Genomic DNA, 13969 nt, shown 5'->3' on the forward strand with positions numbered 1-13969 from the left:
TTATAATAAATAGTTAAATCAATTAATTATCTCTAGTGTCTATGGGCGGTCTCATGGAAGAAAAAACAAAATCTGATATGCACTCTACTTTATTTAAAGAATATGAGTGGTATGTCCCATCTAATTTCAATATAGCTTCTGCTTGCTGTCATAGATGGGCCTCAAGTCCGCATGAAGCTAGATTAGCGGCTATATATTTTGAAGATCAGGTTGGTCAACTAACTAGTTTATCTTATGGCCAACTATCCGAGAAAGTGAATAAATTAGCAAATGGTTTTGTAAGGATGGGAATTCATCCACAGGATCGCATTGCCATAGCACTTCAACATTCGGCTGAAACTGCTATTACGATTTTAGCGGCTATAACTGTAGGTGCAATAGCTGTTCCACTAGGTATAAGTGAAGATTCTCAGTATTACGCAAATAGATTACTTGATTGCGGGGCTCGAATTGCTATTGTAGACAAGCATTCTTTCACACCGTTTTTACATGCTGTCGATCATTCATCACAACTTAAAAATTCGCTAAAACAGATCATTGGCATTAATACAGAAGATGAGCGATTGATACCTTGGAAAGCATTGCTAGCTCGCCAACCAAAGGATTTTAATGTAATTCCTGTTAGGCCTGATACTACGGCCATACTTCTTTATCCAAATGTTGGGACTGAAGCTGAAAATTTAAGAAAGAATAAAGTTTCAGACTCGCTATCTGAAGTTTCAGAACTTAAAGCTACTGTTATATCTCATGAAACTCTGATTGGTGGACTTCCAGGATTCACCTGCTCACAAGATTGGTTTCCGCAAAATAAAGATATATTTTTTACCACTTACGATTGGAGCAGTTATTACGGGTTGATGGGGGGATTATTGCCAACTTTATATTTTGGCAGAACTATTGTAGGATGCCCTGGGGGACGGACTGTTCCTAGATTATTATCATTAATTGAGCACTACCCAGTGACCAATTTTTTTACTTCACCAGAGGAGTTGGAACGTATAAGGGCTTTTTCAGGGGTTTTATCTAAATGTGACTCAGGTCTTCGTTGCGTATCAACTATTGCTCAAGGATGCAGTCCAGCTCTAGAGTTTTGGCTTCGAGAATCTACTAATTTTAAATTCAATAAACTTTTAATGCCTCAAGGTTTCTCTACAATCATCTCAGAATCAAACGCCAAGTGGCCCTCAGTTCCAGGAAGCGTAGGTAAAGCAGTTCCTGGATACGAATTAGCCGTTTTAGACTCTAAAGGAAACAAAGTCAAAACTAATTCTTTTGGCACTTTACATGTTAAAGAAACCGATAAAAACGATGATTCTAGCCCTGGTGTCTGTACGCTTTATTGGCATTCCAATTTTCTTCATCCAGTGCCTATTATTAATGACCAGTGGTTTAATACTGGCATCGAAATCAAAGTGGATAAAAACGGATATTATTGGCTAAGAGACTCGAACAAAGGAAACTGATGCCACTATATGCAATAGAAGATTTAAAACCAAAAATCGATTCATCTGCATTTATTTTCGAGAATGCAGTGATTATAGGTGATGTGACTATTGGTGCGGATTGCAGTATTTGGCCCAATGTTACGATTCGGGGTGACGTAAATAAGGTTGTAATCGGTTGCGGGACAAATATACAGGAAGGTTCTGTATTACATGAGGCTTCGGAATATCCCTTAATAATTGGTGATTTTGTGACTATAGGTCATATGGCTATGGTTCATGCGTGCAGTATCGGTAATGGCTGCTTAATCGGTATGAATTCCATCATTTTAGATGGTGCTGAAATTGGAGAAAACTCAATCATTGCCGCTGGGGCCATTGTTACTGAGGGTAAAAAAATCCCTCCTAATTCTCTTGTAATTGGAGTCAATCAAATCAAAGGCACTGTCACAGAAGAGCTCTACGAGCGATTTAAAGCTAATACTCTTAAATATGTCTCATTAGGTCAGAAGTATAAAGATTCATTAATAAGGATTGATTAATGAACGATTTAGTACAGAAATTCATAACATTAGATAAAAGCGTAAGAATAATCAGTGTTAACTTAGAAGATGCATGGGATGATTCACAATATGAGAAAAATTATCATCCTTTATTAGCTAAGCTTTTAGGTGAACTTACGGCTGCAAGTGTGCTTTTAGCAGCAAACATTAAGTTTGAAGGTTCTGTAGTTTTACAAATTCAAAGCGAAGGACCCGTATCTTTATTAGTTGTAGAGTGTACTTCTGATTTCAAAATTCGATCAACAATAAAGCAAAATCAAGAATATGCAATTAAAGATACAGATACCTTTAGTTCATTGCTTAATTTTAATGGTAAAGGTAGTTTTGCTGTTATTCTTGATCCTAAGGACAAATCTAAGGGCCAGCAACCATATCAAGGAATAGTACCACTTCTAGCAGATTCTGTTTCAGATGCATTGCGACTTTATATGAAGCAGTCGGAACAGTTAGAAACTCTACTATATTTAGCTTCAGATAAAAAAAGATCAACTGGCCTTTTAATACAAAAACTCCCCTATTCTGGAGGATTAGAAATTAGTGAGGAACAGGCTCAGGAGACTTGGAGTAATATTCAAGCCCTAGCATCTACTATTGATTATGAAGAGATGCTTGAAGTTTCTGTCTCTACTTTAATTGATAGATTATTTTGGGAAACTCAACTTCTTGAATATCCTAGTAATACGGTAATTTGGTATTGTCCATGTTCTAAAGAAAAAGTCGGTGATATGCTCAGAATGCTCGGCAAATCTAAAGTTGAAAGCATATTGAGTGAAAGAGATAATATCGAAGTTAGCTGCCAGTTCTGCGGTAAAAAATATAATTTCGATGCTGTCGATTCGGCTCAGTTATTCATCGATTCAAGTCAATCTCAAATACAAGATAATCCTAAAACTGAACACTAGGACAATTTCGTCCACACTTATATAAATTCTCTTAAATTTAGTTCAAAATCAAATTTCTTTTTTAAAGAGATTTGATATGAATAAATTCATCAATAAAGGCTTTAGTGCCGTAGAATTTCTGATAGCGGCGATTCCTTGCTTACTTCTTTCTTTGATATGTTTTGAATTTACTCGTTGGTACCAATACAAGCAGGTTTTAAATCTCGCATTGCTTGAGGCTTCCAGACAAGCTATGGTTAAAAATGCAGATTTTGAAATTATAGAAAAAACATTTAATACGGAAGCATTGCCACTTTTTGTAAGCAAATCTGCAACAAAGCTTCAGAAAAAAACATACGCAAAAAACTGGAAATTATTTGGAAGACCATGGGAAATTACTGTGCATTCTCCTACATGTAAAGATTTAAAAAAATGGCACGATAGTTCCTTAGTATTTGCCTTACCCCTTATAAATAACAACTACCAAAAAGAGCAAGCTGAATTAAAATCCGACACAAGTATTTACGACGCAAATACTTTAGATTTAGAATTGATCTATCCTTACAAACCAGTAGTGCCAGGCGTTCAGATACTAATCTCAACTCTATTAGGTAAAACAAGTTCAGATATTTATAAAGATAGAATTTTTTCACACGGATATTTGCCAATTAAAACGAGAGTGCGGGTTACTATGCATAGTCACCCATTAATCAGAACAGGCTCGTGGTATCAAAATGTTAGATATGCAAAAAATTGTTAAAATCAGAAAAACAATAATTTTTATAAGGGATAAATTTGCTTAAACATGTCATAGCAAAGGAGTTATCTCCTAGTTGTATTTCATGCAAAGTTGGAAGATTGTGTTTGCCTAATGGTAAGCTGCCTAACAATCTAAAAATTACTGAGGACATAATCGTTAAAGAGAGGATACGAATTCCAAAAAAGGAGGCTCTTTATAAAACTGGGGACCCCTTTTCTAGCTTATATGCTATCCGCTCAGGTTCTTTTAAAACATTAATTGAATACTCCAACGGTCAAAGTCAAATCACTGGATTTTTTTATCGGGATGAGGTTCTTGGACTTGATGCTCTAAATAATAAGGCTCATGCTTCCTATGCCATTGCCATGGAAGACTCAGAGGTATGTTTATTAGCCGTAAAAGATATTGAACATATGCTTGAAGAGTTCACAGAAATTCGTGAGGTTATGGTTGGTTTGGTAGGAACTGAGATCTCTAGATCACATAATATGATTTTGACTTTGGGCTCACTTAATGCGGATCAAAAACTTGCTATGTTTTTACAAGATACCGCCCAAAAGCAAGAAACTATGGGCTACTCACCTAATGAATTTATTCTACGCATGCGCAGAGAAGACATAGGAAATTATTTAGGTCTAACCTTAGAGACTGTAAGTAGATTATTTTCTAAATTTTCAAAAGAAGGAATTTTGACAATCAATAATAGGAATGTCCATATCCTTAATCGAGAAAAATTACTTGCGATCCAGAAATCTTAAATAAAACAAAAATACTCAAAAAGAAAAGGGCTTGAGATAACTTTTAAGCCCTCTTTTTATAAGGAAAAAGGCTATTTTTTACTATCTTCCTTAGGTTTTTTATCTTGATCGGTCCCAATTTCAAAGTCACTTTTATCCGTCTTTTTTAGAAGAGTCTTCGGAAGATCATTTCCGTCACGACTAATAAATTTACCTTGCTTGTAGGCATGAACTTTGTTTTTATCGTCGTAATCACTTTTAAGAGCTAAATTGATAGTAATAATACATCCAATAATGGCAAGGATAGGCCCTGCCATCAGTATCCATGGCCAAGGCTCTTTATACCAAGGATTAGGATTTTTATCTAATTCTTCAAACGTTTTTTTACTCATATTTTATTTAGGGGCATAGAAGCTTGTTTCATGGTCGGCTTCTAAATCGCCCAGTTCTTCAGATAAAGATTCTACTTTAACATCAAAATCATAAGATTGCCCACGTGTTAAATTTTCTCCTGGTACACGTATAACTAAAGGCACCCACTTAGATTCAAGTGGTTCAACAACTACACGGCTATCAGAATTAAGATTTTCATAACGTTTTTTTTGAGCTTCAGTCAGTTTGTCGTCTTTTCCTATATGAGCAAAACCCCTTCTGTGCTGAAGATAAACTGTAGCTCCTGGGAGAATTTCTTGATCAGCTGAAACCGTAAATACCCTTGGTTCTGTGGTCATATTTGAGACCTGAATACGATATACGTTTTCGATAAAACCACCCTTAACCTCCCTACCTAGAGAGCCACGATCCCTAACAATATCCACTTTTATTGGATTGTGTGAGTAAAGTGAATAGAAAAGACCTCCAACAAGAAGTGCAAGAAGAGTCATATAAATATAGATTCTTGGTCTATAAAATCTATGACGAACTTCTTTAAAGCTCAAACCATTGTTTACGCCATATTCTGAAGTGTATCGAATTAATCCTCTCGGATAATTTACCTTATCCATCACTTCATCACAGGCATCAATACAGGCTCCGCATCCTATACACATATACTGCAGACCGTTCCTAATATCAATACCAGTAGGACAGACTTGAACACACATAGTACAGTCGATACAGTCACCTAGTCCCTGAGCTTTATAGTCCGCACCTTTTTTGCGTTTACCCCTAGGCTCTCCACGTTTTTGATCATAAGTCACAATAATGGTGTCTTTGTCGATCATTACACTTTGGAAACGTGCATAAGGGCACATATACTTACAAACGTTTTCCCTAAGTAGACCAGCAAATAGGAACATAATAGTTCCGTAGAAGAAAGTCCAAAAATAGGGCCAAAAACTTAAATCAAGTTGGAAGAATCTTGGAAAAACTTCTCTTATAGGTAAGAACCAACCTACAAGAGACAAACCACACCATAATGAAAACAAACCCCAAGCTAGATACTTAGAGTATCTCAATAATATTTTGCGGCCTGTCCAAGGGGATTCATCTAATTTCATCCTCTTAACACGATCCCCTTCAATATGTTTTTCGATCCACATAAAAATTTCAGTGTAGACTGTCTGAGGACAGGCGTATCCACAGAATACGCGTCCAGCTAATGCAGTTACTAAGAATAAACCATAAGCTGAAATAATAAGAATAATAGCTAGGTAAAGGACATCTTGGGATGAGAGAACCATCGGGCCGAGATAGAATTTTCTATTAATGATATCTAGCCAAAAAGCTTGACGTCCATTCCAATTAAACCAAGGAAGTATTAAAAATACAAACTGAGTTAGGTAAACCATTACTTGACGAGCACGATCAAATCTACCTTTTACGGAACGAGCATAAACTTTTGCCGTAGCTTCTTTCATAATCCTTTCGGATTCATCATCCGATATGGCAATTCTTTGGGGCTGCCAATCAGGTGTTACTTCTTCTTCCTCAATTTCAGGATTGATATCTTTTCTTTCGTTTTCCATAGCTTTTAAAAAAAAACCACTATCTACTAGATAGTGGTCATTATAACTTAGTTATTAACAGGTACTTAAATACCCTTTCGCTATCTCAGCTTAATTAGCTGCTTCAGAGTGTGAAAGACCCCAAACATAACTAGCTAAAATTTTGATTTGATCTTCAGTTAGTAAAGCACCATGGGCAGGCATTTCACCAGAACGTCCGTTAAGAATTGTGTGAACAATTACGTCTCGAGACGAACTATTAAACCATACATCATCAGTAAGGTTAGGTGCACCTAAAAGGCGATTACCTTTAGCGTCAGCCATATGGCATGCAATACAAATTTGATCGTATTTCTCTTTACCTTTTGCGATTAAAGTTGCATCATGGCTTAAACCAGATAATGAACGAACAAAGTGTGCAACGTTGTTTGCGTCATCTGGTGTAAGAACAGAATTCCAAGCAGCCATAACGCCGATACGACCATTAGTAATAATATCTATTACATCATTAGGTGTAGTAACGAATTTATCACCCTCTTGCGAACCCCACTTCCAATCGTTATCTGTTAAGTTAGGGAAATTAGGAGAACCTTTTGCATCTGAACCGTGACATTGAGCACAGTTATTTAAGAAAAGACGTTCACCTAAAGCTAATGCTTCTGGATCTTTAGATAAATCTTCAACAGATTTACCGTCAAATTTCGCATAGATAGGTTTCATTTGTTCTGCGTGAGCAGATAGTTCTTGTTCAACCTTATCTTGAGAAGTAAAGTTTAAGAACCCTTTGAAATCACCTAAAGCTGGGTATAGGAAAATAATAGATACACCTATAACACAAAGGCCAAGGTACATATAAATCCACCAACGTGGGATTGGGTAGTTAAACTCCGTAATACCGTCCCATTCATGACCAGTGTCGGTAATTTCTGTTTGTCGTTTTAGCCATTTACGTTGTGACCATAGTAACCATACACAGAAAACTATACCCAAAATCGTAATGATGGTGATCCAGTAACTCCAACCGCTACTAAAAAAATCACTCATGATTTTATCTCTCCATTTTTATGATCTGATTCAATTTCATCTGGTAGGCTAAAGGGCAAATTAGCTGCAGTTTCATTATCTTTACTACGTCTAGTTGACCAAGCCCACCAAATAATTCCAAAAAATAATGCCATCGAAAGAATAGTTAGAAGACCATTCAAAAGTGCCATTATCTAGGACTCCTATTAGTTAGCTGCGGGTTGAGCAGTAGTTGCATTAGCTTTATTTTGCTCAGCTAATGCAGCTCTGTAACCAACACCAAGGTTTTGAAGGAATGCAATAACTGCATCTTCTTCAGTTTTACCTTTAAGCATTTCAGGTGCTTTTGCGATCTCTTCTTCTGAATACATAGGTTGACCAGTATGAGTAGTATGAAGAGAATTCAATGTTTTCATACGGTTTTGAATGTTTTCAGATGAAACATCTTTATTTTGCAACCATTTATATGCTGGCATATTAGATTCAGGTACAAACTGTCTAGGATTACGAAGGTGAGCACGATGCCAGTCATCAGAGTAACGTCCACCTACACGAGCAAGATCTGGACCCATGCGGCGAGAACCCCATAAGAATGGATAATCGTAAACACTTTCACCTGCGACTGAATATGGACCATAACGTTGTACTTCAGAAGCAAGAACGCGTACTTGCTGGCTGTGACAACCGTAACAACCTTCTTTAATATAAACGTCGCGACCTACTAATTGGAGAGCATTAAGAGGTTTAACTCCTGGTGCTGCTTGAGTAGTAGAGTGTTGGAAGAATAATGGAATGATTTGAACCAAACCACCAAATATAACCACCAATATAGAGCAGATGATTAATAAACCCATGTTTCTCTCAATAACCTCATGAGAGAAGAATTTTTTATTATTTGTAGCCATAAACTATTTCTCCCTTAAGCAGTTACTGTGTTAGGAGCAACATCGTGCTCAGTAGGTGCAGGAACAGCAGGGTTAACTGCTTTATGACCACGAATAGTATTGAATACGTTTACAAGCATGATCACAATACCAACTAGGTATAAAGTACCACCAAGTAGACGAATCATTAGAAGTGGTTTCTTAGCATCAAGAGCTTGTACAAATGAGTAAGTCATAGTACCGTCAGCTTCTACAGAACGCCACATTAAGCCTTCCATAACACCAGCTACCCACATAGAAGCGATATATAGAACCACACCGATAGTTGCAATCCAGAAGTGCAGTTCGACTAGACCTTTAGAAGCCATTTCACTGCGACCCCATAGACGTGGGATTGTGTAATACATACTACCGAAGGTAATCATAGCAACCCATCCCAACGCACCAGAGTGAACGTGTGCAACAGTCCATTCAGTGTAGTGAGATAGAGCATTTACGGTACGGATAGACATCATTGAACCTTCGAATGTAGACATACCGTAGAAGGATAATGCTGTAACCATGAATTTAAGAATAGGATCTTGGCGAAGTTTATGCCAAGCACCTGACATAGTCATGATACCGTTAACCATACCACCCCAAGATGGCGCAAGAAGGATAAGAGAGAATGTCATACCTAAGCTTTGAGTCCAGTCTGGCAATGAAGTCCAAAGTAAGTGGTGAGGACCTGCCCACATGTAAGTGAATGCTAAAGCCCAGAAGTGAACGATTGATAAGCGGTATGAGAAGATTGGTCTTTGTGCTTGTTTAGGAACATAGTAATACATCATTCCTAGGAAGCTGGTTGTTAAGAAGAAGCCTACAGCGTTATGGCCATACCACCACTGAACCATAGCATCTTGTACACCCGCGTAGAATGAGTAAGATTTAAATAACTCACCGCTTACAGGGAATTCAATATTATTGAAAATATGTAAGATGGCAATGGTTAAGATAAAGCTTCCGTAGAACCAGTTTGCAACATAGATATGTTTAACTCTACGTTTTAAGATGGTTCCGAAGAAAACCACAGCGTAAGCAACCCAAACTAGAGTAATAAGAATATCGATGGGCCACTCAAGCTCAGCATATTCTTTAGAGCTAGTAAAACCAGCTGGCAATGTAACTGCCGCTAAAACGATAATTAACTGCCACCCCCAGAATGTAAATGCAGCAAGTGCATCTGAGAATAGGCGTGTGTGACAGGTTCTTTGTACTACATAGTATGATGTAGCGAAAAGAGCACTACCGCCAAACGCAAAGATAACTGCATTAGTGTGAAGTGGACGTAAACGACCATAACCGAGAATATCTGCTAGGTTAAGCTCTGGGAATACTAGTTGAGCGGCAATAATAACGCCAACCAACATACCCACAACACCCCATATCACAGTCATAATCGCAAATTGCCTTACTACCTTATAGTTAAAGGTTTCAGGAGTATCAGCGCTTAATGTACGCATAGGTTTTCCTCTTAATAAAACAAGTCTATTAAATTTATAATTAAAGCCCGAATAATTTCAATCGATTTCATCGGACTTTAACATTTTACTTAAATATTTTGAAGTAAGTCAAAAAATCTAGAATCATTTCTACTCTATTCATCTAAAGGTTGAGATACATCAAGATTTTGTGTATCGTCGTCCTCTAAGATAGCTGTAGAGTGCTTTTGAACATCATCAAATTGTCCTGAGCTTGTAGCCCAATATAGGAACAATCCTACGATAACTACAAAGAAAAATGACAGTGCCAAAAGTATAAAAAGTGCAAACATTTTCTAGCTATGGGACTTCAAAAATTTAAACAATCTGTATGAATTCCAAGCTACGCCTAAAGATGAAATAAGCATAGTAATGGCAGCAAGCCAAGGCTCTACTATACCTGTCATGGCTAATGGAGTCATTAGTATGTGCCAAATCAAAGAACCATACAGATTTTGGTAAGTACAGATTTTAATCTTAGAATACAGATTTTGAGTATCTCTTGTAACATATTCTTCACTCAACCCTGCTCGAGCCGCTGAAAATGCAGTGGGCACAGACATAGCCATAGCACATGGACAGCTCATAACAAATAAGGACACTAAAACTGGCAATGCATGTGCTTTGTCGATCCAAAAATACCACACGGCCGAGGTAACAACAGCAAGTACTATTTGTAGAATCACAAATACATAAGCCAGTCTATCAGCTCTATTCTTAAGGCTCTGGTGAAGAGTCCGCAAATCAAATGTACTAGCCTTGTTAAAGGTTGATTGTTCAGCAGCTAGCTCTAGATATCTTGCTGTTAGTAAAAAAGCCACGAACATAGAAATTGAGTCATAATAGACCTCTCCTCTATGAGTAATGGTCACTAACATTGATGGCACAAAAGCAACAATTATCCCAATTGCTACGGGCCAATTCATGTTTATATGATTGCGATTCTCGTCTCTAAATAGTCCATTCCAAATCGGCGTTGCACAGTACAAAATAATTGGAATGGTCAATGCAAGACTAATCCAATTCATCATGACTATCACCTTCATCAGAATTTCATAGCTATCTGTATTTTCGTAGCTTGGTTTCACATAACCTGGAACCGCAAACATCATAATTTGCATCATTACAAGCCAAGATATACCAAGCCTTGATAGCAATGCTCTTCGTTTAGAACGTTCCTCTTGCGGTAAATTATCTGGTATAGAAAAAATTGATTTATTTGATTCCATTATGATTTAGGAGGTCTAACTAATTTTGGAAATGTATCAAAAGGCACGGCTGTTTCCTTAACCTTCTCTTTTTTAGATTTAGATTTTTTCTTAGTTTTTATTTTGCTCTTTGGCAATGTTTTCGCATTCTCGTCTTTTGCATTTTTTATAAACAATCCTGCTTTTCGAAGGGATTTTACTTTTTTCTCCCCTAAGCCTTTAACCCTATCAGCTAAATCACTATAAGACTCAAAGGGGCCACCTGATTTTCTAGCTTCAATAATAGATTTGGCCATTTTGGGGCCGATTCCCTTTATAGAATCGAGTGCTTCTATTGATGCCGTATTTACGTCAATCGAGCTAGCATATGAAGCATTGATAGCAAAAAAAGAAACTAAAATAAATACAAAAAATCTAATGAATTTACAAATCATGATAATGCATTATTTCTTCTGAACTAACAGTTGAGGTACCAAGTTTACCGACAACTATGCCACCAGCTTTATTTGCCCAGTTAATAGCTTCGCTCCACTCTAGGCCAGCCGCCCTTGTAACCGCCAAGGTAGCTAAAACCGTATCTCCAGCTCCCGACACATCAAAAACTTCCTTAGCCTGAGCATTTTGATGTGTGCGACCATTTCTATCAAATAGAGTCATACCTAGTTCTGATCTAGTAACTAAAATAGCATCAATATCATGGGCCTCTCTCAAAGCATTTGCCTTCAAAAGTAAAGATTCTTCTGAATCCCAATGTCCTACAGCTAATTCCATCTCAGCTCTATTTGGAGTAATTAAAGAGGCTCCTGAATATTTAGAATAATCAGCCCCTTTTGGATCCACTAAAACTTGGATGCAATTTGCTTTAGCAAAAACAATCATATCTTCGATATATTTAAGTGCACCTTTTCTATAGTCTGAAAATACCACTAGGTCATGAGCCTTAATTAATTCTTTAGTTTTCTGATTTAACTCTTGGGCTTTTTGGTCACTTGGAAATTTTTCGAAATCTATCCTTATAAGTTGCTGCTGACCGCCTAAAACCCTCATCTTGATGGTAGTTTCTGAAGTATTATCTGAGATAAAATGATGACTTATTGAGTGCTCTTCACATAAATTCTTTAAAATTTTCGCAGGTTCATCATCCCCAACAATTCCAACTAATGATACTTGAGCCCCTAGACTAACAACATTACTAGCAACGTTTGCCGCACCACCAAGCCTATTTTCATTTTTCTTAACGTGGACCACAGGCACAGGTGCTTCAGGAGAGATTCTATCCACCCTACCAAACCAATAGCGATCTACCATAAGATCACCAACCACTAATATTTTGCGTTTCTTTATATTTTCTATTGGATAGTTATGTGACACTATCGGTCCTCAACTCTTTTATGATCAAATGTATTCCAATTATTGCAACCAGGACACTGCCAATAAAAAGATTTAGCTTGAAATCCGCAATGGTTACACGTGTATTTTTCAAGTTTATCACTTTGAGAAGATATCAAATTCTGCAGTATGACTAAATTATCCACCCCATCAGAAGTGCCAAATTTCAAGTAACTAGATAGAGCCTTACTAAGCCCCAAAATAGAAGGATTAGTGCTTAAAGAGGATTTTGCAAATTCAATTGCTTCTTTTGGGGATTTCTGCACCAGATAATCAAAAAGTACACTAAAGATTTCTATAGAAGGATATTTCGCATAATGGGATTTTAATAACTCAAAACCTTCCGAACCCTCTGAAGAACTGTTCATAAGATCCATTAAATTTCTAGCTACCAATCCACCAAATTCAGGAGCCTCATATAAAACACTGAGCAAATGTTTTTTTTGTAAACCTATATCTTTATTAAGTCCCGCAATTTTAGCTCTAACAATACTTAGCCTTGCACTAACTGAAGGATTCGATGATTCTCCTAGATTTTCAAACTCATCCCTTGCGTGCATAAGGATTTGTTCAATTTCCTGAATATCAGGCTTTTCCTTTCTAAGCTCATCTTCAATAATTTCGCAATAATAGTGAACAATTTCAGGCAGTGGTTTATTGAGACGGTTCTGAAGTTCTTTTAAAGTTTTGATAGCATTGTCCCAGTCATGAGTAATCTCATAGACTCTCAATAAATTTGCAAACGATGGCAATGCATACTTACTATGCGATAGGGAGTTTTTAAACTCTCTTTCTGCTCTATCCAACAACCCAGCTTTAAAGTAATCCTGAGCAAGCTCAAATCGTGCATGTGCAACTTCATGAGCTGGTAAATCTGGTCTATTTAATAGACTTTGGTGAACTCTAATTGAACGGTCAATTTCGCCTCTTCTTCTAAATAGACTACCCAAAGCTAAATGTAATTCGGTTGTTTCAGTATCTAGTTTTGCAACCTCTACAAATGAATCTATAGCCCTGTCGTAATCCTCTTTCAAAAGGAAATTCAAACCTTTAAAGTATGAATTTGGGAGATTGCTAGATTCGTCCATCATTTGCTTGGCATCTATACGTGAGGCATACCAACCAAGCAAAAAGAATATAGGTATAAATATTAAAAACCAGAATTCAAAATTCAAACTTCACCTATTAGCGAACTTTTTCCGTTACTACAAAGCCGTCTGGAGATGAAACAGGCACAATTTGTTCTTTTCTATGAGTGTGCTCAAGGTCAGATTTCATAATCTGATTTTCTTTACGCAAGCGACTTAATTCTACGCCTCTGCTTAATTTAGTTGGCAATGTAAGTAAGTAAATTAAAACACCACCAAGTAGAAAACTTGTAAGGATTACAACAATTAATGGAACCTGTTTAAGCGATAGATTTCCATAGAAATTTATGTCTACAGGAGCGGTGTTTTTTATGGCTAACAATATAACTAAAACAAAAAGAATAATGCGTATAGCCCAGACAACTATTTTCATATAGACCTCAAAATTTCATTTTTCCATATTGTAAGACAAAAATTAGAGTAAAAAAAAGCCTGAACGTAATGTTCAGGCTACTAATAAAAGAAATA

At 36.9% G+C, this 13969-nt stretch carries 17 protein-coding genes; 5 read left to right on the plus strand and 12 right to left on the minus strand.

The window, feature by feature from the left end:
• Window positions 1-53 precede the first annotated feature (53 nt).
• The 5 genes from T432_RS0101600 (at window position 54) to T432_RS0101620 (ending at window position 4404) form a co-directional block, all read left to right on the plus strand.
• Window positions 54-1463: an AMP-binding protein gene (locus tag T432_RS0101600; protein ID WP_044971001.1), complete on the plus strand. Its 1410-nt coding sequence runs from the start codon at window positions 54-56 to the stop codon at window positions 1461-1463.
• Window positions 1463-1984, plus strand: a complete 522-nt coding sequence (locus T432_RS0101605; RefSeq protein ID WP_028883911.1) for a gamma carbonic anhydrase family protein — start codon at window positions 1463-1465, stop codon at window positions 1982-1984. Before T432_RS0101600 ends, T432_RS0101605 begins: the two co-directional genes overlap by 1 nt.
• Entirely contained in the window at window positions 1984-2907 is a 924-nt protein-coding gene (gene hslO / locus T432_RS0101610) for an Hsp33 family molecular chaperone HslO (protein ID WP_028883912.1), read from the plus strand. Before T432_RS0101605 ends, hslO begins: the two co-directional genes overlap by 1 nt.
• Before the next feature lie 76 nt (window positions 2908-2983).
• Window positions 2984-3646, plus strand: coding sequence for a TadE/TadG family type IV pilus assembly protein (locus tag T432_RS0101615; protein ID WP_028883913.1), 663 nt, complete (start codon window positions 2984-2986; stop codon window positions 3644-3646).
• Window positions 3647-3681: 35 nt separating this feature from the next.
• Window positions 3682-4404 carry a helix-turn-helix domain-containing protein gene (locus tag T432_RS0101620; protein WP_044971002.1) on the plus strand — a complete coding sequence of 241 codons (723 nt, stop codon included), beginning with the start codon at window positions 3682-3684 and terminating at the stop codon, window positions 4402-4404.
• 71 nt (window positions 4405-4475) lie between these two features.
• On the opposite strand, the gene T432_RS0101625 is transcribed toward T432_RS0101620, so the two are convergent.
• The 12 genes from T432_RS0101625 to T432_RS0101680 all read right to left on the minus strand — a co-directional run bounded on the left by T432_RS0101625 (window position 4476) and on the right by T432_RS0101680 (window position 13874).
• Window positions 4476-4775 carry a FixH family protein gene (locus T432_RS0101625; protein WP_028883915.1) on the minus strand — a complete coding sequence of 100 codons (300 nt, stop codon included), beginning with the start codon at window positions 4773-4775 and terminating at the stop codon, window positions 4476-4478.
• Between the two features lie 3 nt (window positions 4776-4778).
• Window positions 4779-6350 (minus strand): cytochrome c oxidase accessory protein CcoG, encoded by a 1572-nt coding sequence (ccoG, locus tag T432_RS0101630; RefSeq protein ID WP_028883916.1) that lies wholly within the window; start codon window positions 6348-6350, stop codon window positions 4779-4781.
• A gap of 90 nt (window positions 6351-6440) precedes the next feature.
• Complete coding sequence (gene ccoP / locus T432_RS0101635; RefSeq protein WP_014111291.1) at window positions 6441-7373, minus strand: cytochrome-c oxidase, cbb3-type subunit III; 933 nt, start codon at window positions 7371-7373, stop codon at window positions 6441-6443.
• Complete coding sequence (locus T432_RS0101640) at window positions 7370-7543, minus strand: cbb3-type cytochrome oxidase subunit 3 (RefSeq protein ID WP_014111290.1); 174 nt, start codon at window positions 7541-7543, stop codon at window positions 7370-7372. Before T432_RS0101640 ends, ccoP begins: the two co-directional genes overlap by 4 nt.
• Before the next feature lie 15 nt (window positions 7544-7558).
• Window positions 7559-8257, minus strand: a complete 699-nt coding sequence (ccoO, locus tag T432_RS0101645; RefSeq protein WP_014111289.1) for a cytochrome-c oxidase, cbb3-type subunit II — start codon at window positions 8255-8257, stop codon at window positions 7559-7561.
• 14 nt (window positions 8258-8271) lie between these two features.
• Entirely contained in the window at window positions 8272-9738 is a 1467-nt protein-coding gene (gene ccoN, locus T432_RS0101650; protein ID WP_014111288.1) for a cytochrome-c oxidase, cbb3-type subunit I, read from the minus strand.
• Between the two features lie 134 nt (window positions 9739-9872).
• On the minus strand, window positions 9873-10049 hold the full coding sequence (gene ccoS / locus T432_RS08250; RefSeq protein ID WP_028883918.1) for a cbb3-type cytochrome oxidase assembly protein CcoS: 177 nt from the start codon (window positions 10047-10049) through the stop codon (window positions 9873-9875).
• A gap of 3 nt (window positions 10050-10052) precedes the next feature.
• The gene (locus T432_RS0101660; RefSeq protein ID WP_028883919.1) at window positions 10053-10985 is read right to left on the minus strand and encodes a P-type ATPase actuator domain-containing protein; all 933 of its coding nucleotides are present in this window, start codon (window positions 10983-10985) and stop codon (window positions 10053-10055) included.
• Window positions 10985-11398 (minus strand): ComEA family DNA-binding protein, encoded by a 414-nt coding sequence (locus T432_RS0101665; protein ID WP_028883920.1) that lies wholly within the window; start codon window positions 11396-11398, stop codon window positions 10985-10987. The genes T432_RS0101660 and T432_RS0101665 overlap by 1 nt, the downstream gene beginning before the upstream one ends.
• A complete protein-coding gene (rfaE1, locus tag T432_RS07855) occupies window positions 11388-12335 on the minus strand; it encodes a D-glycero-beta-D-manno-heptose-7-phosphate kinase (protein ID WP_049959886.1) in 948 nt (315 codons plus the stop codon). Before rfaE1 ends, T432_RS0101665 begins: the two co-directional genes overlap by 11 nt.
• Complete coding sequence (locus T432_RS0101675; protein WP_028883921.1) at window positions 12335-13528, minus strand: lipopolysaccharide assembly protein LapB; 1194 nt, start codon at window positions 13526-13528, stop codon at window positions 12335-12337. Before T432_RS0101675 ends, rfaE1 begins: the two co-directional genes overlap by 1 nt.
• 10 nt (window positions 13529-13538) lie before the next feature.
• Window positions 13539-13874: a LapA family protein gene (locus T432_RS0101680; RefSeq protein ID WP_028883922.1), complete on the minus strand. Its 336-nt coding sequence runs from the start codon at window positions 13872-13874 to the stop codon at window positions 13539-13541.
• Window positions 13875-13969 lie beyond the last annotated feature (95 nt).

This window comes from Taylorella asinigenitalis ATCC 700933 (assembly GCF_000687755.1).
Lineage (GTDB): Bacteria > Pseudomonadota > Gammaproteobacteria > Burkholderiales > Burkholderiaceae_B > Taylorella > Taylorella asinigenitalis.

Excerpts from the sequence above, each read along its gene's own strand:
- T432_RS0101600 (WP_044971001.1), top strand. The coding sequence starts at position 54 with ATGGAAGAAAAAACAAAATCTGATATGCACTCTACTTTATTTAAAGAA.
- T432_RS0101605 (WP_028883911.1), top strand. The coding sequence starts at position 1,463 with ATGCCACTATATGCAATAGAAGATTTAAAACCAAAAATCGATTCATCT.
- hslO (WP_028883912.1), top strand. The coding sequence starts at position 1,984 with ATGAACGATTTAGTACAGAAATTCATAACATTAGATAAAAGCGTAAGA.
- T432_RS0101615 (WP_028883913.1), top strand. The coding sequence starts at position 2,984 with ATGAATAAATTCATCAATAAAGGCTTTAGTGCCGTAGAATTTCTGATA.
- T432_RS0101625 (WP_028883915.1), bottom strand. The coding sequence starts at position 4,775 with ATGAGTAAAAAAACGTTTGAAGAATTAGATAAAAATCCTAATCCTTGG.
- ccoG (WP_028883916.1), bottom strand. The coding sequence starts at position 6,350 with ATGGAAAACGAAAGAAAAGATATCAATCCTGAAATTGAGGAAGAAGAA.
- ccoP (WP_014111291.1), bottom strand. The coding sequence starts at position 7,373 with ATGAGTGATTTTTTTAGTAGCGGTTGGAGTTACTGGATCACCATCATT.
- T432_RS0101640 (WP_014111290.1), bottom strand. The coding sequence starts at position 7,543 with ATGGCACTTTTGAATGGTCTTCTAACTATTCTTTCGATGGCATTATTT.
- ccoO (WP_014111289.1), bottom strand. The coding sequence starts at position 8,257 with ATGGCTACAAATAATAAAAAATTCTTCTCTCATGAGGTTATTGAGAGA.
- ccoN (WP_014111288.1), bottom strand. The coding sequence starts at position 9,738 with ATGCGTACATTAAGCGCTGATACTCCTGAAACCTTTAACTATAAGGTA.
- ccoS (WP_028883918.1), bottom strand. The coding sequence starts at position 10,049 with ATGTTTGCACTTTTTATACTTTTGGCACTGTCATTTTTCTTTGTAGTT.
- T432_RS0101660 (WP_028883919.1), bottom strand. The coding sequence starts at position 10,985 with ATGGAATCAAATAAATCAATTTTTTCTATACCAGATAATTTACCGCAA.
- T432_RS0101665 (WP_028883920.1), bottom strand. The coding sequence starts at position 11,398 with ATGATTTGTAAATTCATTAGATTTTTTGTATTTATTTTAGTTTCTTTT.
- T432_RS0101680 (WP_028883922.1), bottom strand. The coding sequence starts at position 13,874 with ATGAAAATAGTTGTCTGGGCTATACGCATTATTCTTTTTGTTTTAGTT.